Below are 23,125 nucleotides of genomic sequence, written 5' to 3'. Positions count from 1 at the left end.
GCCTTCGGTGGGCCAAATCGGCCCACCGGGTTCGTTGCGGCGCTCGCCCGATATCCCGTATCGCGCGTCGCGGCCCACGCCTGCCCGGATGAACCGATTTGGCCCATCGAATCGATCCCCTATAACCATGAACCGCTCTAGTCGCCAGCCATCGGCTCATCGGGCGCGAGCAGGTTGAGCGCCAGGGCGTGAACGCGGCCTGAGAGTTCCTCGGCAAGGAGCTCGTTGACCATGCGGTGGCGCTCGATGTGGCTTTTGCCGGCAAAGGCCGCAGCAACCATGCGGACGGAAAAGTGCGTTTCGCCGCCCTCGCGATAGCCGGAATGACCGCGGTGGCGCTCTGAATCATCGGTCACCTCGAGCGCGCCGGGCGCGAAAGCCCGCGTTAATTTGCCTATGATTTGCTGTTTGACGGACATGATGTCGCAACCTCTCGCTTGCTTCGCCTGGCTCGCATACCCATAATCTGCTCGATGAAACTGGACTCGAAATATTTCGATCGCATCCGCGTCAAGCCGAACGCGGAAGAGATGCTGCGCGCGCGAAGCCCGCGCTGCGCCGAGCCCGGCTGCACGCAGGCCGGCGCCTATCCGGCCCCGCAGGGCCGCGGCCGCGAGGGGAAATTCTTCCATTTCTGCCTCGATCATGTGCGCAAATACAACCGCTCCTACAATTATTTCAACGGCATGACGGACGCCGACATCGCCCGCTATCAGGCCCAGACGGCGACCGGTCATCGCCCGACCTGGTCGATGGGCGTGAACGGCAGAGCCGATTCCTCATTCACCGCCTTTGCCGACGGCTTTCAGGACCCGTTCAGCGTGTTCTCCGGGCGCTTCGGCGCCAGGCGCGAGCAGGAGCAGGAGCAGGCCCGACGGCGTCCGGTCTACAATGCCCAGCGCAAGTCGCTTGCCGCCCTCAACCTCGACGGAACGGCGAGCGCGGCGGAAATCAAGTCGCGCTACAAGGCGCTGGTCAAGCGCCACCATCCCGACGCCAATGGCGGCGACCGCAGTTCGGAACACAGACTACGTGAAATCATCCAAGCCTATACCTATCTTAAGAGCGCCGGTTTTTGCTAACTTCGCGGCCGCTTAAGGCCGGCCTGCTCGGGTCAGACCCGGGGGGCACCGGCACCGGAGGAGTGATGACAACTCAAGTGATTGCGCCAGGCGAAGTCCCGCCGCCGCCGGACATGAAGATCTCGGTCCGCCAGGTGTTCGGGATCGACACCGATCTTGAGTGCCCGGCCTACTCGGAAGGAAACGAGCACGTTCCGGAGCTGGACAATGACTATCTGTTCAACCGCGAGACGACGCTCGCCATTCTGGCCGGCTTCGCCTTCAACCGCCGCGTGATGATCCAGGGCTATCACGGCACCGGCAAGTCGACCCATATCGAGCAGGTTGCAACCCGGCTCAACTGGCCTTGCGTGCGGGTCAATCTGGACAGCCATATCAGCCGTATCGACCTCGTCGGCAAGGACGCCATCGTGATCCGTGACGGCAAGCAGGTGACCGAGTTCCGCGAGGGCATCCTGCCCTGGGCGCTGCAGTCGAACACGGCGCTGGTGTTCGACGAATACGATGCCGGCCGTCCGGACGTGATGTTCGTCATCCAGCGCGTGCTCGAGGTCTCGGGCAAGCTGACCCTGCTCGACCAGAACCGGGTGATCCGCCCGCATCCGGCCTTCCGGCTGTTCTCGACCACCAACACCATCGGTCTCGGCGACACCTCCGGCCTCTATCACGGCACCCAGCAGATCAACCAGGGTCAGATGGACCGCTGGTCGATCGTCACTACCCTTAACTATCTGCCCCACGACGACGAGGTGAACATCGTGCTGGCCAAGGCCAAGCATTATCGCACCGACGAGGGGCAGGAGATCGTCGCCAAGATGGTGCGGGTCGCGGACCTCACCCGCAACGCCTTCATGAACGGCGACCTGTCGACGGTGATGAGCCCGCGGACGGTGATCACCTGGGCCGAGAACGCGGAGATCTTCAAGGATATCGGCTTTGCCTTCCGCGTCACATTCCTCAACAAGTGCGACGAGCTGGAGCGCGGCCTGGTGGCCGAGATGTACCAGCGCTGCTTCGCCGAGGAGCTGCCTGAATCGACCGCCAACGTGGCGCTGATGTAACGCCGGCCCGGCGTTTGAACCCATGCCCAAGGACCGCAGAAGCAACGGGACGGCCAACGAGCCGTTCAAGCGGGCGCTGGGCCCGACCATGCGGGCGATTTCCGGCGAGCCGGAACTCGCGGTTGCCTTTGGCACCGACCGGGCCAGCCTGCATGGCTCGCAAGCCCGCCTTCCCGAACCGCCGCGCCGCATGACGCTGAGGGACGTTGCCGTGACGCGCGGCCATTCCGACGCCATCGCCTTGCGGCTGGCCTGCCACGACCCTGCCGTGCATCGCACCTTCCGGCCGCCGGGCGAGAATGCGAGGGCCGCTTTCGATGCGGTCGAGCAGGCGCGCGTCGAGGCCATCGGCGCGCGGCGCATGGACGGCATCGCCGGCAATCTCACCGCCATGATCACCGAGACTCTGGAGCGCCAGAACGCCGCCGAGATGTCGACTCGCGAGGAGGCGCCGCTCGACCAGGCGCTGGCGTTGATCGTCCGCGAGACGCTGGCCGGCCTGGCGCCGCCGGAGTGCGCCAAACGTCTGGTCGCCGCGTGGCGGCCATGGATCGAGGTCAAGGCCGGCGACGACATCCGCGCGCTTTCCGGAGCGCTCGACGATCAGCGCGGCTTCGCCCACATCCTGCGCGATCTTCTTGCCCATCTCGACATGGGCGACGAGCTCGGCTCCGATCCCGAGGACGCGGAGGAGAGCGAGGAGGACGAGCGCAACAATGTCGGCGAAAACGCGTCGGAAGAAGGCGGCGAGAGCGACTCCGCCGAGGCGGCCTTCCTCGAGGAAGGCGATCGGAGCGGAGAGGACCAGCAGGAGGGCTTGAGCGAGGCCGCCGAAAGCGACGCCGACGGCTTGGCCGAGGATGAGGACACCGATGCGACGCGCGAGGCCAACGATCCGTGGCGGCCAAACGCCCACCCCAACGACAACCGGATGGCCGCCGGCTATCGCATCTTCACCACCCGGTTCGACGAGACGGTGAAGGCGGAGGATCTGTGTGAGGCGGAGGAGCTCGAACGGCTGCGCGGCTTCCTCGACAAGCAGCTCGTGCATCTCCAGGGCGTGGTCACGCGGCTTGCCAACCGGCTGCAGCGGCGCCTCATGGCGCAGCAGAACCGCGCCTGGGATTTCGACCTTGAAGAGGGCCTGCTCGACGCGGCCCGCCTGTCGCGCGTCGTCGTCGACCCGATGCATCCGCTCTCCTTCAAGCGCGAGCGCGACATGAACTTCCGCGATACCGTGGTGACGCTCTTGCTCGACAATTCCGGCTCGATGCGCGGGCGCCCGATCACCGTCGCCGCCACCTGCGCGGATATCCTCGCCCGTACCTTGGAGCGCTGCGGCGTGCGCGTCGAAATTCTCGGCTTCACCACGCGCGCGTGGAAAGGGGGCCAGTCGCGCGAAGCGTGGCTGGCGGCCGGCAAGCCGCCCAATCCCGGCCGTCTCAACGATCTGCGCCACATAGTCTACAAGGCCGCCGAGGCGCCCTGGCGCCACGCCAGGCGCAATCTCGGCCTGATGATGCGCGAGGGGCTGTTGAAGGAGAATATCGACGGCGAGGCGCTGTTATGGGCGCATGAGCGGCTGCTCGCCCGGCCCGAGCAGCGGCGCATCCTGATGATGATCTCAGACGGCGCCCCGGTCGACGATTCGACCCTGTCGGTCAATTCCGGCAACTATCTGGAGCGCCATCTGCGCCAGGTCATCACCGCCGTCGAGACCCGCTCGCCCGTAGAGCTCCTGGCCATCGGCATCGGCCACGATGTCACCCGCTACTATCGCCGCGCCGTCACCATCGTCGATGCGGAGGAGCTCGGCGGGGCGATGACCGACAAGCTCGCCGAGCTGTTCGAGGACGACAGCCAGAAGCGCGACCCGCAGGCGCAGCGGCGCGCCGCGCTGCGCGCCCGCCAGGCCGCGCGGGCGTGAGGAAAGCCGGGGAACCGATTCAGGTCACGCGCATCGCACCGATTGGACGGATGAGGCCGCGCAGCGCCCCATAGGGCACCAGCATCATCAATCCCATGAACAGCTTGACGCCGAAGTCGCTGATCGCCCAGGCAACCCAGCGCGGCATCTCGCCCAAGAGCCCGCCGAACGCGCTCGTCTCCTCGACGGCGAAGGGGATGTCGGGCCCGAATACGGAAAAGAACGCCGCGAAGGCGAGCGAGAAGAATATCGCCGTATCGACCGCCGAGCCGACCAGCGAGGAGATGAGCGGCGCCCGCCACCAGGAAAGATGCCGCAGCCGGTCGAACACGGTGACGTCGAGAAGCTGCGCCACTAGGAACGCCGAACCCGAGGCGAGCGCGATGCGCGGAGAGGCGATATACAGGCTCAGCCCCACCGCCAGCGCGAAGCCGACGATGACCACGCGGCGCGCCACCGCAACCCCGAAGCGGCGGTTGGTGAGGTCGGTGACTAGGAACGAAACCGGATAGGAGAACGCGCCCCAGGTGAAATAGTCCTGCAGCCCGACCGGGCGGAAGGGATATTGAACCATGATGTTGGCGGCGACGACGATGACGCACATCGCCGCCACGGGCACGGCCATCGGGCGCAAGGATTGAACAAGCCTCATGAGGATGGACGGCCGCTCAGGCCGAAGCCGCCTGGGCCTTGGCGAGCCGCCGCTTCAGCCGCCGCGCCTTGGTGGACAGCTCGCTGTCGCGGGCCTTGGCGAGGAAGGCGTCGAGGCCGCCGCGATGCTCCACGCTTCTCAGCGCATGGGCGCTGATGCGCAGATTGACCTGCTCGCCGAGGGTTTCGCTGAGCAGCGAGACGTTGCACAGATTCGGCAAGAAGCGCCGCCGCGTGCGGTTGTTCGCATGGCTGACATTGTTGCCGGTCTGCACCGCCTTGCCGGTCAGCTCGCATCGCCGTGCCATGAGCTTTGTCCTTATCGTTGCGCGGCCGGAAGATTGTTGAGCCGCGTTTTCCTCTTAGTTAGGAAATTCGGGCAGGGTATAGTTGGCGGGCGAACGGGCGTCAAGCGGCGCAGATGCGGTTTGCAGCGGTCGCGAGCAGCCATGGGATTGACCCATTTGAACGGCATGATGAGCCCGTAGGCCTCACTAGGCGCAACGAGGCGACACCGTTCGCGGGGACAAGCGGGATTAGGCGTCGGCACGCGGAACGACAGGGGTCTTGTCGAGGGAGATGATGTCGTGCTGTCCTGTAACGGGTTTGTCTGGGTCGGGTCGAAGTCGTTGAATCTGATGCATCCGCGCCGCCTGTGCTCCGCGCTTCCCGGCGCCGCGCTCATGTTCGCCTTGCTGCTTTCCGGTCCGCCGGCGCATGCGGACGGAACCACCACCGTCGTCACCAAATACGAGCTTTCCATTGCCGGCATCTCGCTGGCCAGCTTCAAGTTCTTCAGTGATTTCGATAGCCGCGGCTATAGCATTTCCGGGCGCGGCGACAGTTCGCGCCTGGTCGAGCTGATCGCCAAGTTCGAGGGCTCGACCAAGAGCGCCGGCGCCTTTGCCGGACTGAACGTCCTGCCGGCAAGCTACCGGCTGTCGTTCCTGAGCGGCAACCGCAATCAGAGCGTCGAGATGCATTTCAGCAACGACACCGTCGACAAGCTCGCGGTCGATCCGCCGCAGTCTCCTTCGGCCGCGCGCGTTCCGATCAAGCCGGCCCATCGGACCGGCGTACTCGATCCGCTGAGCGCGGTCCTGTTGCCGTTGCCGAAGGGCGAGCTCGACGGCAACAGCGTCTGCGATCGCCGGCTGCCGATTTTCGACGGCCGCCACCGCTACGATCTCGTGTTCTCCTACAAACGCACCGAGACCGCCCCGGTGGCCGGCAAGCCGCAGGAGCGGACCAGCCTGTTCGTTTGCAAGATCAAGTACAACCCGATCGCCGGCCACAAACCGCAGGTCAATTCGACGCTCTATTGGCAGAACAGCGAGGATATCGAGATTTGGCTGGCGCCAGTGACGAGCGCCGGTATGCTGGTGCCGTATCGGGCAATGTTGCCGACGCCGATCGGGTCCGCGGTTCTATCCCTGAGCAAGATCAAGATTTCGAAAAAGCAGCAGCAGGCCGCCATATCGCCGGCCGGATAGGGACGCCTGCAGGGCCCGGAAGCACGATCCGGCCGGACAAGAATTTAACTTCCCGCTTACCGTAGTTAACCGCGGAGACGGCGGGAACGGACGTGATGAGGCAGCGTCCGGCATGAATTGTGTGCGACGGATCGGACTTCACAATATCTGGTAGAGACCAATGCGGGAAAATGCCGAGGTCAGTGATTCGGGCGGGGTTTGTTCTGTTTTTGCCCCTTTCGTTAAATTCTCCCGGCCGGAACCCGGCCCCCATCGTTTCATGCTGATACAGTCGGACCGCGCGGGGCGGCGATTTACCTCCGCCGGCATACGCCCTATGACAAGAGTTGGCTCATGACCCCCGCATGCGAAAACCTCGTCGCGGTGCTCGGCCCGACCAACACCGGCAAGACGCATCTCGCCATCGAGCGCATGCTCGGGCATGCGAGCGGCATGATCGGCCTGCCGCTGCGGCTCTTGGCGCGGGAGATTTACAATAAGGTCATCGAGCGCATCGACGCCGACCAGGTGGCGCTGATTACCGGCGAGGAGAAGATCAAACCGCCCTCCCCGCGCTACTATGTGTGCACCGTCGAGGCCATGCCGCGCGACGTCGAGGTCGCGTTCCTCGCCGTCGACGAGATCCAGCTCGCCGCCGATTTCGACCGCGGCCACGTCTTCACCGACCGTATGCTGCACCGTCGCGGGCGGCAGGAAACGCTGCTGCTCGGCGCCGACACCATCCGGCCCCTGATCGAAAGCCTGCTGCCGGGCGTCAATCTCCTGCAGCGTCCGCGCCTATCGGCGCTGCGCTATTCCGGCCAGACCAAATTGACCAGACTTCCGCGCCGCGCCGCCATCGTCGCCTTCTCCGCCAACGAGGTCTACGCCATCGCCGAGCTGGTCCGCCGCCAGCGTGGCGGCACCGCCGTGGTGCTCGGCGCGCTCAGCCCGCGCACCCGCAACGCTCAGGTCGACCTCTACCAGGCCGGCGAGGTCGACTATCTGGTCGCCACCGATGCCATCGGCATGGGCCTGAACCTCGATATCGACCATGTCGCCTTCGCCGCCGACCGCAAGTTCGACGGCCACCAGTTCCGCACCCTGAGCGCGGCCGAGATCAGCCAGATCGCCGGCCGCGCCGGCCGCCATCTCCGCGACGGCACCTTCGGCGTGACCGGCCGCGTCGAGCCGTTCGCCCAGGAGGTTGTCGAGCGCCTCGAAGGGCATCGCTTCGAGCCCTTGAAGATGCTGCAGTGGCGCAATTCCAACCTCGATTTCGCGAGCCTCGACGCGCTCAAGGCAAGTCTCGCCGTGACCCCGACGCAGCCGGGTCTGACGCGGGCGCCCATCGCCGACGACGAGCGCGCGCTCGACATTGTCTGCCGCGACGCGGACCTGCGCGACATGTCCAGCGCGCGGGCCAACGTCGCCTGCCTGTGGGAGGTTTGCCAGATCCCCGATTACCGCAAGATCGCACCCGCCAACCACGCCGAGCTCATCGCCACCATCTTCGGCTATCTGCAGACCGAAGGCCGCATTCCCGACGACTGGTTCGCCCGCCAGGTCGCCTATGCCGACCGCACCGACGGAGATATCGACACGTTGTCGAACCGCATCGCCCATGTGCGCACCTGGACCTTCGTCGCCAACCGGCCGGATTGGCTCGATGACCCGGCCCATTGGCAGGGCCAGACGCGGGAGATCGAGGACCGCCTGTCCGATGCCCTGCACGCGTGCCTGGCGCAACGCTTCGTCGACCGGCGCACCAGCGTGCTGTTGCGCCGGCTGCGCGACAATGTCGATCTGGAGCTGGAAATCGAGCACGGCGACGTGCGCGTCGAAGGCCAGCATGTGGGCCATCTGCGCGGCTTTCATTTCGCCCCGGATGCCGCCGCCGGCAGCACCCATGGCAAGACGTTGCGCGCCGCCGCGCTCAAGGGCCTGGCGGCCGAGTATTCAAGTCGCGCAACCCGGCTTGCCGAAGCCGCAGACAAGGAGATCGGCCTTGGCGATCAAGGCGAGCTGACCTGGGCCGGCGAGACGGTGGCCCGGCTTGTCCCCGCGGACGATGCGCTCGTCCCGCGCATCGCGCTGATCGCCGATGACCAGCTTCAAGGTCCCGACCGCAATCGCATCCAGGAGCGCCTCGACCGCTGGATCGCAGGTCACATCGGCGAGGTCCTGGCGCCGCTCTTGGGCCTGCGCACGATCCAGACCGACAACGGGCTCTTGCGCGGCATCGCGTTTCGGCTGGTCGAATGCTTTGGCTTCCTGCCCCGTCATCGGGTCAGCGATGAGATGCGGCAGCTCGACCAGGAAGCGCGCGGGGTTTTGCGGCGCATCGGCGTGCGCTTCGGCGCCCATACGATTTTCATTCCCGCACTATTGAAGCCGGCGGCAACCCGCGTCATCCGCCTGCTCTGGGCGCTGCGTCACGGCGGGTTGACGGCAGAGCTGTTGGAAAACCTGCCCCAGCCCTCGGTCCAGGGCCTAATGTCGGTCGCCGTCGACGACGCCGTGCCGAAGGGCTATTACGCCGCTATCGGCTATCGCATCTGCGCTCGCCGCGCGGTGCGCGTTGACATGCTGGAGCGGCTCGCCGATGCCGTCCGTCCCCTGATCGCCTGGAAGCCCGCCGAGAACGGCGCCGCCGCGCCCGAGGGCGCGCTCGGCAAGGGCCGTTTCGTGGTGACCGCGGCCATGATGTCGCTCGTCGGCTGCTCGGGCGAGAGCTTCGCGGAGGTGCTGAAAAGCATCGGCTTCCGCCGCGACGGCTCGGCGCTGCTGGCGGCAACGGGGGATACGGCCGCTTCCGAGCCGGCGGCAGGCGACGCGTCCGCTGCCGCGAATGGCAACGCCCCTGCCGCCGGCGCGCCGGCCCCGGAGGCGCCCGACAATCCCAAGGCTGACGCCGCCGACTCCCCCCGCAATACGCCGGGGGGCAGCACCGCGATACTCGGGGTGTGGCGCGTCCGCGTGGCCAGACCGAAACGGCCGCGCGCTGCCGCCGACAAGAAAGGCGAGACTCCGCGGGAGCAGCGCTCAGCGCCGGCGCGTGCGCGGAAGAAATGGCCGCGCAAGACCGATCGGCAGCTGCATGGCCGGGACCACTCCGGCGCCGCGAAGCGCCCTGACCGCAAGCCCGGCACACCCGACCCGCTGTCGCCGTTCGCAGCCCTTGCCGAGCTCAAACGCGAACTCGAAGACGCCGGCAAGAGCGGGCGGAAGCGCTGACTTTGCCTGAACCGTCGCCCGAAGCAGTTCCCGGTCAGCGCATCGACAAGTGGCTGTGGCACGCGCGCATCGTCAAGACGCGCACCCTTGCGACGCGTCTTGCCGCCTCGGGCCAAGTGCGCGTCAATAAGCGCAAGACCGCCCGGCCGAGCCGCACCGTGCGCCCCGGCGACGTGCTGACATTCGTCCATGGCGGCCAGGTCCGGGTGCTGAAAATTCTGGCTCTTGCCGCCCGTCGCGGCCCCGCCGCTAAGGCACGCGCGCTCTACGAGGACCTGTCGCCCGAGCCGCAGAAGCCTGGCCCCGACCAAGCCGGCGCGCAAGCTCCGGTCGCCGCCCGCCCGCGCGGCACCGGCCGGCCGACGAAACGCGACCGGCGGGCGCTGACGGCGCTGCGCCAGCGCTAGATCAGGCATTCGCATCCGTTCGAAAGCACGCCGAGCCCGCATGGAGTGGCAACGAAATCGGCGGAAGCGCGATGACTCTATGATGCCTCTATGATGATCTTGCGCCGGCCGCGCAGAAATCGGAGTGTTCCGGCGGCCAGATGATATGATACATTTCTAGACACGAGAGTGGATTTTTTGTGTTACAAAAATGACAGGAACTGCCAAACGATTGGTACGGTGCAGGGATCGACGGTTGCCGCAATGAAGGAAGCGCCGGAACCAGGGCTGAAGATGACGCGCCGAGTGACCGTCGACGAAGCCCGGGTGATCGCTTTCCTCAACGCCGGAGATGGCGGCGAGACGCGGCGCCGCACCTTGCCGCAGGCGGTTGCGCACCACCGCCGTTTCGTATAGCAGTCGAGCCGGCCATTGAGTGCCGCGGCGTCCGGCCGCTGCGCAGCACATAATCCGGAGTGTGCCATGACCTATGTCGTCACCGAGAACTGCATCAAGTGCAAATACACCGACTGTGTCGAGGTCTGTCCGGTGGATTGCTTCTACGAGGGCGAGGTCATGCTCGTCATCCATCCGGACGAATGCATCGATTGCGGCGTGTGCGAGCCGGAATGCCCCGCGGAGGCGATCAAGCCGGATACCGAGCCGGACTTGGAGAAGTGGCTGAAGCTGAACGCCGAATTGTCCGAAAAGTGGCCCAACATCACCGCCAAGAAAGAACAGCCCGAGGATGCCGAGGAGCATGACGGCGAAGAGGGCAAATTCGACAAATATTTCTCCAAAGAGCCCGGCGAGGGCGATTAAAAAGCCGGTATTGATCCCCCCGATTTCCTTGCTGCACTGCGGCAAGACCGCGCGAAAATTGGCTTTTTTCGTTGTCGGGTGCGCAAACGGCTTCAAATCGGCGCTTTTTTGTGCTATATAAGAAAATGCGTCGATTAAGGCCTCAGCGCATGCAATCCCGCCGCGGATGATGGCGGATTTTTTATGGCTAGAGGGCTGGGCAACTGCCGGCATGAAGGAATGTCTGGCAAAGGGGGGTATTTGCGTCGAAGGCGGATGCGGCACGAACACGCCCCGGCATCTTGTCGGGCGTCTTGATGCGGCGAGCGCTTGAAAGGGCATTTACGGCCTGACAAATCGACCGTGTCGCGATGGAAGCGAAGCTAGGGCGCGCGGCGCGCCGGGGCTCCATCGTCAACTCGATCCTCGCGAAAGGGCGCGGATCGCGAATGCATAGGAGTAGAGACAAGCGTATGGCAACTGAGAAGAGGAAGCCGGTTCATCAGCGGTCGGGTTTCCGGACAAACGAGTATGTCGTCTATCCGGCGCATGGCGTCGGGCAGATCGTCGAGATTGAGGAGCAGGAGGTCGCTGGCGCCAAGCTCGAGCTGTTCGTGATCAGTTTCGAAAAGGACAAGATGACCCTGCGGGTGCCGACCGCGAAAATCCAAAGCGTCGGAATGCGCAAGCTTTCAGAGGCGGCGACCGTTCAGAAGGCGCTCGATACGCTTAAGGGCCGCGCGCGCGTCAAGCGCACCATGTGGAGCCGGCGGGCCCAGGAATATGAGGCGAAGATCAATTCCGGCGACTTGATCGCCATCGCCGAGGTGGTTCGCGATCTGCACCGGCTCGAAAGCCAGCCGGAGCAGTCTTACAGCGAGCGCCAGCTTTACGAGGCGGCTCTGGACCGTATGGCGCGCGAAGTCGCCACGGTGCGCAAGATCCTCGAGAGCGAGGCGGTGCCGTTGATCGAGGAAATCCTCACAAAGTCTCCGAAGCGTACCAGGGCGGTCCAGGACGAGGCCGAAAAGCAGGTCGAAGCCGCCTGACCCACCCTTCCGCAGCAAATTTCCGGAGCCCGGCCGGCGCGCAATCAGGCTGAGGGGTTGCCGGTCAGCCGCCCGGACCGCGCGCCACATTAAAAGCTAGGGCGCGGTCGGAGGCAAGAACCGGTCCCCACTTTTGCTGACCGCGCTCTGTTGGCCGGGCTTCTTCATTCATGAGTTCCCCGGCTATTCCCCGATCAGCTTGATCTCTTGGCCGGCGCGCACCTCCTCGCCCGGGGCAAGCCCGTTGATGATCCGGAAGCGCTCCTCGCGATCACCGCTATCGGCCATGCGGCGGGCGAGCGAGCGTACGGTCTCGCCGGGGCGCACGGTGACGATGCGCAGCTTCAGCGGTTTCAGGGCGGTCACCTCCCGTTCGCTCAAGGTGCGCAGGCTGCCGACGATGCGCTCGAAATCGCGCTCGCCCTCGGCGTCGATCTCGCGCGCGGCGAACAGGAAGCGGTAGACGCGTTGCGGGGTCAGGCGGACCGCCGCCAATCGGTACTGCCAGCCCTCATGGACCGCCTCGCCGAACGCCACCGGAATGCCGTTGATCGATTCGCTGCGCAGTTGGCCGACGTCGGTGCCGCGCGCCCACACCGCGGCGACGTAATCCTCCAGGGATTGGTCGGCGGCAACCTCGATACCGTCGAAGCGCAGCGCCGCGTCGTTGCCGCCGACGGCAAAGACCGCTTCGTGGCTGTTCTGCAGGCTGAAGCCCTCGGGCACCGCGAAGGTGAACATCTGCGTCGGATGCAGGAATCTGCGGCCGCGCACATAGCCTTCCGCCGGATCCTCGCCATAAAGAACGCCATCGATCATGTCGAAATAGGCGCTGCGCTCGCGGGTCCGCTTGCCCGGCGCGAATCCGAGATTGCCGGCGAGTTCCATGACGCGGCGGATGCGCTCCGGCGTCGCCGGATGCGAGGAAGCAAGAGTCGGCCGGTGCGCGTCCCGCTCCTGGCCGAGAGCTTGCGCGCGCTCATCGCTGTCCCGGCTCATCGCTTCCAGGAAGCTTGCCGCTCCGTATGGGTCGAATCCCGCCCTGACCGCAGTCTCGACGCCGATCTCGTCGGCTTCCAGCTCCTGGTTGCGCGAGAAGCTGGCGAGCATGGACTCACTGCCGCGCAGCGCCTGGCCGATGGCCGCCGGATCGCGCAGCACGTGGCTGATGCGTCCGAGAAATACCGCCCGCAGCGCCTCGCTCTGGCGCTTGGCGGCGTGGCGGGCCGACACGTGGCCCATTTCGTGCGCCAGCACCGCGGCGAGCTCGTCGGCATCGCTGGCCAGGGCAAGCATGCCGCGGGTGACGTAGAGATAACCGCCGGGCAGCGCGAAGGCGTTGATGTTGGGGGAATTGAGCACCGTCACCTGATAGGTGATGTCCGGCCGCTCGGAGGCGCGACCGAGCCGGTTGACGATGCTTTCCAGCCCCGATTGCAGCACCGGGTTGACGTAGACGCCACCGAATGCGCCGATGATCTTCGGGTGCTCCTTGGCGCTGAGCTCGACCTCCTCGGTCTCGCTCATCAGCCTTCCGAGGCCGTCGCCGAGCCTGCCGTCGACCGAGCAGCCGGCGACAAGCAGGGCCAGCCAAACGGCCATCAGCCCCAGCCGGCGGCGGCGCAACCGCGTCTCAATCGTGCTTATCGCCATCGTCGATCAACTCGATCTGCTCGGGGTGGTCGAGCACCATCATCGGTCCATCCTGCTCCAAAATCCAGCCCCTGAGCCGCACCCGCCGGTTGGGCAGCTTCAACGGCAGGATGCCGGCGGCGGCGAACATGTCGAGATCGTTGGCCGCAATGACGCCGGTGAAGTCCGTCTTCCAGCGGCGGCCGAAATTCAGATAGACCCGCCGGCCCGCCGCACCTACCGAGATCACCTCGCCCTCGACGAGCTGGAACGTATCGAGGAAACGGCGCAATGCCTCCGGCTCGCCGGCCGCGCGCACCGCAAAGTGCGGGCTTGCCCACAGGCCGAGCCGGGCCCCGCGGGCGGCGTCTTCGCGCGCAAGCAGCCGACTTGCGCAGGCGCGGTTGTCCTCGAACGATTGGACCCGTGCAAGCCCTCGAGCGATCAGCCATTCCTGCACCCAGACCCTGTCGTCGCCCTGGCCGACATGGACGTGGGCCGGCAGGCGGGCATAGCGGTCCGGGCTGCCGACATGGGCAAGCGCGACGGCGCGGCCGAGCAGCAGCCTTTCCAGTCCCGCGCGGGCCTCTTCGCCGTATGTACTCTCGCCCGCCGGCACCGCGATAGCCGACAGGCGGACCTGCTGCCCGTCCTCGAGAATAAGCATGCCGCCTTCGCCGAGCAAAGCGACCTTCCCTGCCGCCGTGTGCGCCGCGCCGGGCGGGCAGTCATCTTCCGCGGCAAGCGCGGCGGCCGGCGCGTGAACCAGAAAGCCCGCCAGCAGGACGGCGCGAACGTAAGAGCGGTCGGTCATGGGGTCAGTCTAGGGCGGGGTGGCGCGATTGAAAACGGGCTGCGCGCTAGCTGCCAATCATGCTAAAGGGCAAAACGAATGTCCCCGTAGCTCAGCAGGATAGAGCATCAGATTCCTAATCTGAGGGTCGCAGGTTCGAATCCTGCCGGGGACGCCAACGCTCTCAATAGTCAGGGAAGGTGGAGCGTTTCCCCGTCCACCGGGCAACGTAAAGCAGACACCCTTTGCCAAATGATATCACGCTCGCCAGTCTGGCCGGGGCCTGCAAGGACACCCACCACTTGACCGAATTCTTGTCTTGCCGGCGGCGGTCACATTTCACTGCAAATTACTTGGCGGGCCAGAAAACAGCCGGCAGGGGACTGGCATCACGCGCTGACTTGTGCGATTAATTTTTCCGAGGGGCTGCTGACATCATGGCAGGCGGAACTGCCGTCGCAGGGCCGCTCGAGGATGCGGAGGCAGCCCATGGGTGTGGCCACCATGCTGCCGCTTTGCGGCTCCCCCGACTGCTGGCCGGTCAGAGCGGCGCCGTGGTCGGATTCGACCTTGGCGTCTTGTACGCCCTCGGCAGAGGGTGCCGCAGGGCGATGTGCAAGCGTACAAATGGTTCAACCCCGCCGCCGGTTGCGTCCCGGCTTCGGAACAGGAGTTGCGCGACACGGCGAGCAAGAAGCGCGACCTCGAAGCCGCCAAGACAGCGCCCGCTCGGACGGCCGAGGCGCAGAAGCCCGCACACCAGTGGATGCCCGGATGACCAGCAAACGCCGCAAAGGTCTGTTCTCGATGCTTGGCGCGGCGCTGGCCGCGTGCCTCATGGCGGCGGACCTTGCGGGAACCGCCCTTGCCGGACCGTTAGAAGACGGGGCCTCAGCCTATGGGCGTGGCGAATATGAAAGCGCGATGCGGCTCCTGCGTCCGCTGGCCGAGCAGGGCGTCGCCATGGCCCAGCACGGCATCGGCCTGATGTACGACAACGGCCAGGGCGTGCCCCGAAACCCCGCCGAGGCGGCAAAATGGTATCGTCTCGCCGCCGAACAAGGCGTGGACGCCGCCCAATACGCGCTCGGCGTCATCTATTTCAACGGCAAGGGCGTGCCGCAGGATGGCTTGGAGGCGCTGAAGTGGTTCCGCAAGGCCGCCGATCAGGGAAACGCCAGCGCCCAGTTCACCCTCGGCCACATGTACAATACGGGCCAGGGCGTGCCCCAGGACTTTGCGGAGGCGCGCAGGTGGTTTCGCAGGGCCGCTGACCGGAACTATGCCCAAGCCCAGCTCTTTCTAGGCTCCATGTATGCCGTCGGCCGCGGCGGGCCGAAGGACTATGCCGCAGCGGTGGGGTGGTGGCGCAGGGCCGCCGCGCTGGGCGATGTTCAAGCCCAGCTCCTCCTCGGCTTCATTTACGCCAACGGTGAGGGCGTGGCGCAGGATTTTGCCGAGGCGGTGAATTGGTACGGCATGGCCGCCGAACAGGGCGACACCGGCGCACTGCTCTATCTGGGCGACATTTACAGCGGCGGTCACGGCGTCCGGCGCGACTATGCGGAGGCGATGAAATGGTATGAAAAAGGGGCCGCGCGGGGCGACGCCCAAGCCCAGTACAACATCGCCTTCATGTTCGCCAATGGCCGGGGCGTCCAGCAGGACGACTCCGAGGCGGTGAAATGGTACCGCAAGGCCGCCGAGCAGGGCCTCGCCGGCGCCCAATCCAATCTCGGCAACATGTACAGCACCGGCCGGGGCATCCGGCAAGACTACGAAGAGGCGGTGAAATGGTGGACCAGGGCCGCCGAGCAGGGCAACGCCCAGGCCCAGCGCAACCTTGCCCTCGTCCACGTCAAGGGCCGGGGCGTCCCGCGGGACCCTGTCCTGGCGCACATGTGGTTCAACCTGGCCGCATCGAGCGGGAACCCCGACGCCGTCGCGGCACGTGACATTTTTGCGCGCATGCTAACGGCCGAGGAAGTCGAAAGGGCGAATCAGCTGGCGCACCAGTGGGCGGAAAATCACAAGCAGTGAGCGTCCCGGCGGGCTCCTCATCTGGATGCAAGAGAGCGGCCCTTGATCAACTTTCGAGTGGCCTTTGGCTCATTCGGATATCGCTGGCCCAACCGGTCAGCGCATATGCTTGATGATCCGTGCCCTCTCGATCAAGCCGCGCTCAGGTCGATCACCGGAGCGTCGATGGCATTTTTCTTGATCGAATCGATGCCGTTCATGCAGCCCGACTTGCCTCTATATGCCTCGGACCGTGCAATGATTTCGCCGTTCGCTGCCTTCAGAACGAAATAGAACTGCCCATCTTTCTGTCTCAGGATCTCGAATTTGCCACCGCCGGCGTGTCTCCCCCCCTCTCGTATATCAGCCTTGATGACTCGCCGCCGCATGAGGTCGTAGTCGGACTGCAGCCCCAAGAAGAAGCCCTCCGAGAGGCCAAAATAGCGCGCGAGTCGAAGGTCAGTGTCTTCAGTGACGGCCCGTTTGCCGTGCACAATTTCGTTGATACGCCGAGGCGGCACTTGGATCGCCCGGGCAAGCGCCTTCTGGCTCAGCCCCATGGGCTTCAAGAATTCCTCCAGCAAGATTTCACCCGGGTGCGGGTTCGCCAGCGGCTCGCCGTCACTCATGATAGTCGACGATTTCGACATCGCTCGCTTCTCCGTCATGCCATCGAAAGCAAATACGCCATTGATCGTTGATCCGGATGCTGTGCTGGCCGGCGCGACCGCGCTTGAGCGCTCCCAACCGATTTCCCGGCGGAATACGAAGATCCTCCAGGATACGCGCCTGGTTCAGCATCCTGAGTTTGCGCAGCGCCACGCGCTGAATGTCAAAGGGCAACTTGCGGCTGCGCTGCCCGGACCAAATCCTGGCCGTTTCAGCGTCCGCAAAGCTCCGGATCATAGTCGCATATAACGCATCCCGCTCCGTAAACCAACGAGCCAAGACCCTCTTATCCTGGCTATGCTGTGGCCGCTAACCCGCCTTACCCAGCTCCTTGCGCAGCATCGCGGCGCCGGCGGCAAGGCTCCTGAGCTTGCCCTCGGCGACCGCCCGCGGCAGCGGCGCCATGCCGCAATTGGTGCACGGATAGATGCGCGCCGCATCGACATGCTCCAGCGCCGCGCGCAGATTCGCGGCGACCTCTTCCGGCGTTTCCACCTTGCTGGTGGCAACGTCAACCGCGCCGACCATGACTTCCTTGTCCTTAAGCAGGCGCATCAGCGACATCGGCACCTTGGAGCCGGCGCATTCGAGCGACACCTGATCGATACGGCTCTTATCGAGGGCCGGAAAAATCTCCTCATATTGCCGCCATTCCGCCCCCAGCGTCTCCTTCCAGCGCAGATTCTCTTCGATCCCGTAGCCGTAGCAGATATGCACCGCGCTCTTGCAGGAAAGCCCCTCGGCGGCGCGTTCAAGGGCGGCCACTCCCCAGTCCTTGACGTCGTCCATGAACACGTTGAACGCCGGCTCGTCGAACTGGATGAGGTCGACGCCGAGCGCCGCCAGCTCCTTCGCTTCCGCGTTCAATATTTCGGCAAAGGCCATCGCCATGTCGGCGCGCCGACCGTAGTGGGCATCGGCGATGGTGTCGCAGATGGTCATCGGCCCGGGCAGGGTGAATTTCAGCTTGCGGCCGGTATGAGCCCGGCTGAAGCGGACCTCGTCTACATGCACCGGGCGCGGCCGGCTGACGGGTCCGGTCACCTGCGGCACGTCGACCACATAGCGATTGTCGCGGATGCCCATCTTGGTCTTGTGCTCCCAGTCGATGCCGTCGATATGCTCCAGGAAGCCGTGCACGAAATGTACCCGGAACTGCTCGCCGTCCGAGACGATGTCGATGCCGGCCGTCTCCTGCACCTTGAGCCAGACCAGGACGGCGTCCTGCTGGGCCCGCTGCAAAGCCTCGCCGTGCATCCGCCACGGCGCCCACAGCCGCTCCGGCTCAGCCAGCCAGGCCGGCTTGGGCAGGCTTCCGGCGACCGTCGTCTCGAGCATGAAGCAATCCTTTCTTCCGACCCTCGTGCCGACAATAGCCGCTGTCCCGGCTGCGGCAATAGTCTCATCGGGATCGTTGAGCCCCGGCCACCGCCTGCTATTGACGCGGCCCGATTTTCCCGGCACCGATGGCGCACCCGAAAAACAAAACGAATCTCACGAGGCATGTCGCGTTGGACGACAGCGGTAAAACAGTGATTCCAGCGCGGCGAGGCGCTTTCGCTCCCCGAGCCGGGCTAGCGGTGGTGGCATTGCTGGCGCTGCTGGCGCTGCTTGCCGCGGTGCCGCGGCCGGGCCTCGCGCAGACCTCCGAGGCGCAGATCCCGTCCGGCGAAGCCGCCCCCGCGCCGGCGCTTGCCGAGCAGCCCCCGGCTAGCGAGGAAATCGCCGGGGCCCGGCAAACGCTGGAGATGCTGAAACTCATCGCCGACCGCTTCGAAGCGGCGATCCAGCGCGAGGGGCTGACCGACGCCGAACTCGCGGCCCTGCGCGCGGAGATTGACCCGGTCCAGGCGCAGGCGCAGGCCCTCGTCGCTCAGATCGTCCCCCAGGTGCAAGCGGTCGAGGCGCGCCTGAAGCAACTCGGGGCCCCGCCCGGCGAGGGACAGCAGCCGGAAAGCGAGCTCATTGCGGCCGAGCGCAAAGAGCAGAACCAGCAGCTCACCACGCTCCAGGCCGTCATCAAGCAGGGCAGGCTTCTTTCGCTGCGCTCCGAACAACTCGCCACGCGCATTGCCGAGCGCCGCCGGACCCTGTTTACCGACCGCATTCTCGAGCGCCACGGCAGCGCCCTCAACCCGGTCCTGTGGCTCGATGCGCTGAATGCGGCACCCACGGTCGTCGGCCGGGCCTGGTTGCTTTTGTCCGATTGGTCAGGGATTCTCAGCGCCCGGCTCGGCGCCGCTGCGCTTTTGTCGATCGGCGGTGCGCTGATCGTTCTCGGTCTGGCGCTATTGCCGGTGCGTCGGCTCCTGCTGCGCGTCGCCGCCCGCGACCCGGCGCGCACCCAGCCCCCGCGCCTGCACAAGGTCTCCGCCGCGGCGTGGCTCGTGACCTTCAACGTGGCGGTCCCGGCGCTTGCCTTGACGCTGCTCTATGCGGTTTTTTCCGGATTCGACCTGTTGCCCGACCGCGTCGACCGCCTCGCCACGGCGGGCCTGCGCGCGATCGTCCTGTTCGTGTTCATAGAGGGCCTGACATGGGTGCTGCTGGCGCCGAAGCGGCCGACCTGGCGGCTGTTTCCGCTCCCTGACGTGGCGGCGCGGCGCGTCAACGCGGCAATCATCGCCACTGCCGCGGTCTATGCGATCGACGCATTCGCCGACACGGCCAATCGGGTCTTGTTCGCGCCGCTGTCGGTAAGCGTCGCCAAGGACGTGCTGACCAGCATGCTGATCGCCATCCTGCTGGCCATCGCCCTCACGCATGCGCGCCCCTCGAACCTGCGCGAAGCGCCCGACACGCCGCCGCCTACCCTTTTCCGTTGGCCATGGATCTCCGCGCTCGCCTGGCTCGGCGTCATTGCCATCCCGATCGCCGCCATCCTCGGCTATCTGTCGCTGGCCAGCTTCATCGCCGCGCAGCTCGTCGTCGGCGGCGCCATCATTGCGACCCTGATTCTGGCATTGGCTCTGGTCGACACGCTACTGACCGACGGGCTGGAAGCCGCGGACGGGGTGGGCGATGCGGTCGCCACGATGTTCGGAATGCGCCGTGAAGCCGTCGTCCAGACCGGCATCCTTCTCAGCGGCGCGCTGCGCGTGGTCCTGGTGCTGGTTGCCGCCTCCTTCCTTCTGGTACCCTGGGGAATCGAGACCAAGGACGTGTTCAGCTGGCTGAGGACCGCCTTTTTCGGCTTCACGATCGGCGACATTACGATCTCGTTTTCGGCCATCCTGCTGGCGCTGGCGATCTTTCTAATCGGCCTTGTGGTCACGCGGGCCATCCAGCGCTGGCTGGAGCAGCGCCTGTTGCCGCACACGCGCTTCAATGTCGGCATCCGCGATTCTCTGAAGACTGCCTTCGGCTATGCGGGAATCATCGTCGCGGCGGCGGTTGGATTCACCTTTCTCGGCCTCGATCTGTCCAATCTGGCGATCGTCGCCGGCGCGCTTTCGGTCGGCATCGGCTTCGGGCTGCAGAGTGTCGTCAATAATTTCGTTTCCGGCCTGATCCTGCTTGCCGAACGCCCGATCAAGGCCGGCGACTGGATCGTCGTCGGCAACGAAGAAGGCTATGTCAGCAAGATCAGCGTGCGCGCGACCCAGATCGAAACCTTTGACCGGGCGACCGTCATCGTGCCCAATTCGGACCTGATCAGCGGCGTCGTCAAGAACTGGATGCACTCCAACTTGGTGGGCCGGGTGACCGTGCCGGTCGGCGTCAGCTATTCCGCCGATCCGGAGAAGGTTCGCCAGAAGCTGCTCAAATGCGCCGATGAGCACCCCTCCGTGCTGCGCGAGCCGGCACCGCGCGTCTATTTCCACGATTTCGGCGCAAGCTCGCTCGATTTCGAACTGCGTGCCTATATCAGCAATGTCGACGTGTCCCTGACGACGCGCAGCGATTTGCGCTTTGCGATCCACAAGGCGCTGAAGGAAGCGGGAATCGAGATCCCGTTCCCGCAGCGGGACGTTCATCTGCGCGACATCGACCGCATCGAGAAGGCGCTGGCGAGAGGCCGCGACGACAACAAGGCGGCGGGGAAGGCCCGTGCGCGCCGCAACCGGGAGGCCGAATGAAGGCGAAGCGGCATTTTCTGTTTCTCACCTTGGCGCTGCTGCTTGCCGCCTGCGCGGATGGCGGCATCCCCCCGATCTATGCGAGCCTCGCGCGCGAGGACGTCGAGATCGATGCCGCCGCGGCGCGCGACCTCATCAATCAGCATCGCCAGCAAGCCGGCCTGCCGCCGCTGGTGCTCGACCCGGCGCTGACCAAGGCAGCAGCGGCGCACGCCCGCGACATGGCAAGCCACGACCGCGTCGGCCATGACATCTCCAACGGCGCGCTGGCGAAGCGATTGGCGGCGCATGCCATCGGCTTCACGGCGGCAGCGGAAAATGTCGGCGCCGGCTATCACACCATCGCCGATGCCATCAGCGGCTGGCGCGGCAGCCCGCCGCACAACGCCAACATGCTGCTCGCCAAGGCCCGCCGCATGGGCATCGCCGCCACCTATGCACCGACTTCGAAATACAAGCTGTACTGGTCGCTCATCCTGGCGGACGGCTCGTAGTCAGCGCCGTAGCCCTGCAAGAAACGTTTTTGCCGCCGCCTGTGCCGCCCGCGCCGCCCGCACGGTCGCGAAGATGGCGCCAGGCGGAAGCGCGCCGGGGCGAATGACGGCAAGCGCATCGGTGATCGCGATGCGTTCGCGCCAGATATGGTCGATCATCGGATGGTCCGGCGCGGCGCAGGAATCGACCAGACGGAACTCTCCACCGTCGAGAAGAGCGCCGGTCAGCGCGACCACGAGCTGCGCGCCGGGAGAAAAGCGCGCATAGACTTCATCGAAGGCAATCTTCCAAAGCCACGCCTCATCGCCGCTGACCAGCAGAACGGCCACGGCGAGCGCGCGGTCGCCGAGCATCAGGCGGACCATGCGAACGCCCCGCTCCTCCACCAGCCCGGCCATCATCTCGCGGAAGAAGGCAAGCGAATGAGCGTCCTGAGCGAGCGCCGTGCCGCGCCGGCCCTTCCAGCCGCTTTGCTCCAGTTTGAGAAAGTCCTCCGCGGCGCGCTCGATCCCGTCCTCGTCCGTCACCGGTTGGAAGCTGAGCGCGCCCTTTTCCGCCAGGCGCTTTTCAAGACGGCGATACTCCTTGAGCCGCTTGCGCCCAAGCGCGGCACGAAGATAGAGGGCCCCCGACTGATCGCTGCTCAGACAGGCGCGGCGATGACGCTCGAATTCCATGAGCGGCAAGCCGCGCGCGGCGAGGGCGCCACGGAACGCGGCGTAGATCGGGCCTTCGGCCCCGACCTGCCGCAGCCGCAAGAGCCGCGGGCCGTGCCCGCGCGCTTGCAGCCAATCGAGCACGGCCGAGACGGCTTCTTCGACATGGCGGCGGTGGATCAGCGGCGTTCCGAGATAGCCGAGCCCATGGCGCCAAACTTCCGCCGTTCGGAACGGCAGGCCCGGCGACGGTGGCCGGTTGGCGAGCGCCATAACAGCGATGAGCCGCTCGCCATTCGTCTCCCTGTTGCCGTTCCGCCAGACGAACAGCCAGCCGATGCCCGTCCCGCCTTCGACGTGGCGCCAGGCCGGCAGCGCCATGGCCGGCTCCATGAGCTTGTTCTTCTCCGCAGCCTCCGTGGCAAGCGCGCGCCAGGCGGGAATGAGGGCCGCAAGCCGCGCCTCGCCGTCGACGCGCTCGACGCGCTCGACGCGCTCGACGCGCAGTTTGCCCGGCACTTTCGCGCCGCCGCCTGCCTCATGCGCCTCAGCCGGCAAAGCCGCCCTCGTCGAGGAACCGCTGTTCCTCCGGAAGGGTCTTGCGCCCGAGGATGCGGTTGCGGTGGGGAAAGCGGCCGAAGCGCTCGATGATCGCGGCGTGGGCGCGCGCGTGTTTGACCCCGTTCTCGTCGCCCGCCGCCTCGCACAGTTCGATGCAGCGCCGCTGCATGGCCGGGTCTTCGGCATGCATGAACGGCATATAGAGAAACCGCCGCAGCGGCAGCTCGAAGGCCTGATCGAGACCGCGCTCAACCGCCTGCTTGGCGACGGCAAGGGCCTTAGCGTCGGCGGCAAACGCCCGCGGCGTGTCGCGGTAGATATTGCGTGGAAACTGGTCGAGCAGAATGACCAGCGCCATGGCGCCCTTCGCGTTCTCCAGCCAATCATCGCACGCGCCGGCCGCAGCCGCGTCGTGGACGGCACCGAAGCGCTGAGCGATTTCGCGGTCGAAATCCTCGTCCTTCTCGAACCATTTGTCCGGACCGGACTTAATCCAGAATTCGACGATGTCGTCGGACCCTGCTCGGTGCTCGGATTGCTCGCTCAAGACAAACT

At 65.8% G+C, this 23,125-nt stretch carries 21 protein-coding genes, 1 tRNA gene and 2 pseudogenes; 13 read left to right on the top strand and 11 right to left on the bottom strand.

Annotated features, from left to right (window positions below; genetic code table 11):
* Positions 1 to 137 precede the first annotated feature (137 nt).
* Positions 138 to 419 (bottom strand): BolA family protein, encoded by a 282-nt coding sequence (locus tag Q8P46_17765; GenBank protein MDP2621992.1) that lies wholly within the window; start codon positions 417 to 419, stop codon positions 138 to 140.
* 54 nt (positions 420 to 473) lie between these two features.
* Here Q8P46_17765 and Q8P46_17760 point away from each other — a divergent pair, with 54 nt between their 5' ends.
* The 3 genes from Q8P46_17760 (at position 474) to cobT (ending at position 4,070) form a co-directional block, all read left to right on the top strand.
* Positions 474 to 1,082 carry a DnaJ domain-containing protein gene (locus Q8P46_17760; GenBank protein MDP2621991.1) on the top strand — a complete coding sequence of 203 codons (609 nt, stop codon included), beginning with the start codon at positions 474 to 476 and terminating at the stop codon, positions 1,080 to 1,082.
* Between the two features lie 65 nt (positions 1,083 to 1,147).
* Complete coding sequence (cobS, locus tag Q8P46_17755) at positions 1,148 to 2,143, top strand: cobaltochelatase subunit CobS (GenBank protein ID MDP2621990.1); 996 nt, start codon at positions 1,148 to 1,150, stop codon at positions 2,141 to 2,143.
* Between the two features lie 22 nt (positions 2,144 to 2,165).
* Complete coding sequence (gene cobT / locus Q8P46_17750) at positions 2,166 to 4,070, top strand: cobaltochelatase subunit CobT (protein ID MDP2621989.1); 1,905 nt, start codon at positions 2,166 to 2,168, stop codon at positions 4,068 to 4,070.
* Positions 4,071 to 4,089: 19 nt separating this feature from the next.
* On the opposite strand, the gene Q8P46_17745 is transcribed toward cobT, so the two are convergent.
* Together Q8P46_17745 and rpmB are read right to left on the bottom strand one after the other, a co-directional pair.
* Positions 4,090 to 4,695, bottom strand: coding sequence for a queuosine precursor transporter (locus Q8P46_17745; protein ID MDP2621988.1), 606 nt, complete (start codon positions 4,693 to 4,695; stop codon positions 4,090 to 4,092).
* Between the two features lie 43 nt (positions 4,696 to 4,738).
* A complete protein-coding gene (rpmB, locus tag Q8P46_17740) occupies positions 4,739 to 5,029 on the bottom strand; it encodes a 50S ribosomal protein L28 (protein MDP2621987.1) in 291 nt (96 codons plus the stop codon).
* 279 nt (positions 5,030 to 5,308) lie between these two features.
* Here rpmB and Q8P46_17735 point away from each other — a divergent pair, with 279 nt between their 5' ends.
* From Q8P46_17735 to Q8P46_17710, 6 genes and pseudogenes are all read left to right on the top strand, one after another.
* The gene (locus Q8P46_17735) at positions 5,309 to 6,214 is read left to right on the top strand and encodes a DUF3108 domain-containing protein (protein ID MDP2621986.1); all 906 of its coding nucleotides are present in this window, start codon (positions 5,309 to 5,311) and stop codon (positions 6,212 to 6,214) included.
* A 333-nt stretch (positions 6,215 to 6,547) separates the two neighbouring features.
* Positions 6,548 to 9,430 carry a helicase-related protein gene (locus Q8P46_17730; GenBank protein MDP2621985.1) on the top strand — a complete coding sequence of 961 codons (2,883 nt, stop codon included), beginning with the start codon at positions 6,548 to 6,550 and terminating at the stop codon, positions 9,428 to 9,430.
* 2 nt (positions 9,431 to 9,432) lie between these two features.
* Positions 9,433 to 9,837, top strand: coding sequence for an RNA-binding S4 domain-containing protein (locus Q8P46_17725; protein ID MDP2621984.1), 405 nt, complete (start codon positions 9,433 to 9,435; stop codon positions 9,835 to 9,837).
* 219 nt (positions 9,838 to 10,056) lie between these two features.
* Positions 10,057 to 10,233, top strand: a complete 177-nt coding sequence (locus tag Q8P46_17720) for a hypothetical protein (protein ID MDP2621983.1) — start codon at positions 10,057 to 10,059, stop codon at positions 10,231 to 10,233.
* A 66-nt stretch (positions 10,234 to 10,299) separates the two neighbouring features.
* Positions 10,300 to 10,638, top strand: a complete 339-nt coding sequence (locus tag Q8P46_17715) for a ferredoxin family protein (protein MDP2621982.1) — start codon at positions 10,300 to 10,302, stop codon at positions 10,636 to 10,638.
* A 461-nt stretch (positions 10,639 to 11,099) separates the two neighbouring features.
* Positions 11,100 to 11,666 (top strand): annotated as a pseudogene (locus Q8P46_17710) (CarD family transcriptional regulator).
* A gap of 183 nt (positions 11,667 to 11,849) precedes the next feature.
* On the opposite strand, the gene Q8P46_17705 reads toward Q8P46_17710, so the two are convergent.
* Complete coding sequence (locus Q8P46_17705) at positions 11,850 to 13,319, bottom strand: M48 family metalloprotease (GenBank protein MDP2621981.1); 1,470 nt, start codon at positions 13,317 to 13,319, stop codon at positions 11,850 to 11,852.
* The gene (locus Q8P46_17700) at positions 13,300 to 14,112 is read right to left on the bottom strand and encodes a thermonuclease family protein (protein ID MDP2621980.1); all 813 of its coding nucleotides are present in this window, start codon (positions 14,110 to 14,112) and stop codon (positions 13,300 to 13,302) included. The genes Q8P46_17705 and Q8P46_17700 overlap by 20 nt, the downstream gene beginning before the upstream one ends.
* Before the next feature lie 80 nt (positions 14,113 to 14,192).
* Here Q8P46_17700 and Q8P46_17695 point away from each other — a divergent pair.
* Together Q8P46_17695 and Q8P46_17690 are read left to right on the top strand one after the other, a co-directional pair.
* Positions 14,193 to 14,269, top strand: a tRNA-Arg gene (locus tag Q8P46_17695).
* Between the two features lie 596 nt (positions 14,270 to 14,865).
* On the top strand, positions 14,866 to 16,131 hold the full coding sequence (locus Q8P46_17690; GenBank protein ID MDP2621979.1) for a tetratricopeptide repeat protein: 1,266 nt from the start codon (positions 14,866 to 14,868) through the stop codon (positions 16,129 to 16,131).
* 131 nt (positions 16,132 to 16,262) lie between these two features.
* Here the strand turns inward: Q8P46_17690 and Q8P46_17685 are convergent, their stop codons facing one another.
* The 4 genes and pseudogenes from Q8P46_17685 to Q8P46_17670 form a co-directional block, all read right to left on the bottom strand.
* Positions 16,263 to 16,427, bottom strand: coding sequence for a YegP family protein (locus tag Q8P46_17685; protein ID MDP2621978.1), 165 nt, complete (start codon positions 16,425 to 16,427; stop codon positions 16,263 to 16,265).
* Positions 16,428 to 16,466: 39 nt separating this feature from the next.
* Positions 16,467 to 16,760 (bottom strand): annotated as a pseudogene (locus Q8P46_17680) (HigA family addiction module antitoxin).
* Positions 16,732 to 17,016: a type II toxin-antitoxin system RelE/ParE family toxin gene (locus tag Q8P46_17675; protein ID MDP2621977.1), complete on the bottom strand. Its 285-nt coding sequence runs from the start codon at positions 17,014 to 17,016 to the stop codon at positions 16,732 to 16,734. The pseudogene Q8P46_17680 and the gene Q8P46_17675 overlap by 29 nt, the downstream one beginning before the upstream one ends.
* 72 nt (positions 17,017 to 17,088) lie before the next feature.
* On the bottom strand, positions 17,089 to 18,117 hold the full coding sequence (locus Q8P46_17670) for a methionine synthase (GenBank protein ID MDP2621976.1): 1,029 nt from the start codon (positions 18,115 to 18,117) through the stop codon (positions 17,089 to 17,091).
* Positions 18,118 to 18,359: 242 nt separating this feature from the next.
* Here Q8P46_17670 and Q8P46_17665 point away from each other — a divergent pair, with 242 nt between their 5' ends.
* Both Q8P46_17665 and Q8P46_17660 read left to right on the top strand, forming a co-directional pair.
* The gene (locus Q8P46_17665) at positions 18,360 to 20,858 is read left to right on the top strand and encodes a DUF3772 domain-containing protein (GenBank protein ID MDP2621975.1); all 2,499 of its coding nucleotides are present in this window, start codon (positions 18,360 to 18,362) and stop codon (positions 20,856 to 20,858) included.
* A complete protein-coding gene (locus Q8P46_17660; protein MDP2621974.1) occupies positions 20,855 to 21,352 on the top strand; it encodes a CAP domain-containing protein in 498 nt (165 codons plus the stop codon). Before Q8P46_17665 ends, Q8P46_17660 begins: the two co-directional genes overlap by 4 nt.
* Here Q8P46_17660 and Q8P46_17655 read toward each other — a convergent pair whose 3' ends face one another.
* Both Q8P46_17655 and Q8P46_17650 read right to left on the bottom strand, forming a co-directional pair.
* Positions 21,353 to 22,528 (bottom strand): GNAT family N-acetyltransferase, encoded by a 1,176-nt coding sequence (locus Q8P46_17655; protein ID MDP2621973.1) that lies wholly within the window; start codon positions 22,526 to 22,528, stop codon positions 21,353 to 21,355.
* Between the two features lie 28 nt (positions 22,529 to 22,556).
* Positions 22,557 to 23,117 carry a DUF924 family protein gene (locus Q8P46_17650; GenBank protein ID MDP2621972.1) on the bottom strand — a complete coding sequence of 187 codons (561 nt, stop codon included), beginning with the start codon at positions 23,115 to 23,117 and terminating at the stop codon, positions 22,557 to 22,559.
* Positions 23,118 to 23,125 lie beyond the last annotated feature (8 nt).

It is taken from the genome of Hyphomicrobiales bacterium (assembly GCA_030688605.1).
Taxonomy (GTDB): domain Bacteria; phylum Pseudomonadota; class Alphaproteobacteria; order Rhizobiales; family NORP267; genus JAUYJB01.
Note: the sequence above shows the minus strand (reverse complement) of the source record. Positions and strands in the feature narration are given on the sequence as shown.

What these genes read in the sequence shown, in the direction of transcription:
- Q8P46_17765 (MDP2621992.1), bottom strand. Translation starts at nt 419, where the DNA reads ATGTCCGTCAAACAGCAAATCATAGGCAAATTAACGCGGGCTTTCGCG.
- Q8P46_17760 (MDP2621991.1), top strand. Translation starts at nt 474, where the DNA reads ATGAAACTGGACTCGAAATATTTCGATCGCATCCGCGTCAAGCCGAAC.
- cobS (MDP2621990.1), top strand. Translation starts at nt 1,148, where the DNA reads ATGACAACTCAAGTGATTGCGCCAGGCGAAGTCCCGCCGCCGCCGGAC.
- cobT (MDP2621989.1), top strand. Translation starts at nt 2,166, where the DNA reads ATGCCCAAGGACCGCAGAAGCAACGGGACGGCCAACGAGCCGTTCAAG.
- Q8P46_17745 (MDP2621988.1), bottom strand. Translation starts at nt 4,695, where the DNA reads ATGGCCGTGCCCGTGGCGGCGATGTGCGTCATCGTCGTCGCCGCCAAC.
- rpmB (MDP2621987.1), bottom strand. Translation starts at nt 5,029, where the DNA reads ATGGCACGGCGATGCGAGCTGACCGGCAAGGCGGTGCAGACCGGCAAC.
- Q8P46_17730 (MDP2621985.1), top strand. Translation starts at nt 6,548, where the DNA reads ATGACCCCCGCATGCGAAAACCTCGTCGCGGTGCTCGGCCCGACCAAC.
- Q8P46_17715 (MDP2621982.1), top strand. Translation starts at nt 10,300, where the DNA reads ATGACCTATGTCGTCACCGAGAACTGCATCAAGTGCAAATACACCGAC.
- Q8P46_17705 (MDP2621981.1), bottom strand. Translation starts at nt 13,319, where the DNA reads ATGGCGATAAGCACGATTGAGACGCGGTTGCGCCGCCGCCGGCTGGGG.
- Q8P46_17700 (MDP2621980.1), bottom strand. Translation starts at nt 14,112, where the DNA reads ATGACCGACCGCTCTTACGTTCGCGCCGTCCTGCTGGCGGGCTTTCTG.
- Q8P46_17690 (MDP2621979.1), top strand. Translation starts at nt 14,866, where the DNA reads ATGACCAGCAAACGCCGCAAAGGTCTGTTCTCGATGCTTGGCGCGGCG.
- Q8P46_17675 (MDP2621977.1), bottom strand. Translation starts at nt 17,016, where the DNA reads ATGATCCGGAGCTTTGCGGACGCTGAAACGGCCAGGATTTGGTCCGGG.
- Q8P46_17670 (MDP2621976.1), bottom strand. Translation starts at nt 18,117, where the DNA reads ATGCTCGAGACGACGGTCGCCGGAAGCCTGCCCAAGCCGGCCTGGCTG.
- Q8P46_17660 (MDP2621974.1), top strand. Translation starts at nt 20,855, where the DNA reads ATGAAGGCGAAGCGGCATTTTCTGTTTCTCACCTTGGCGCTGCTGCTT.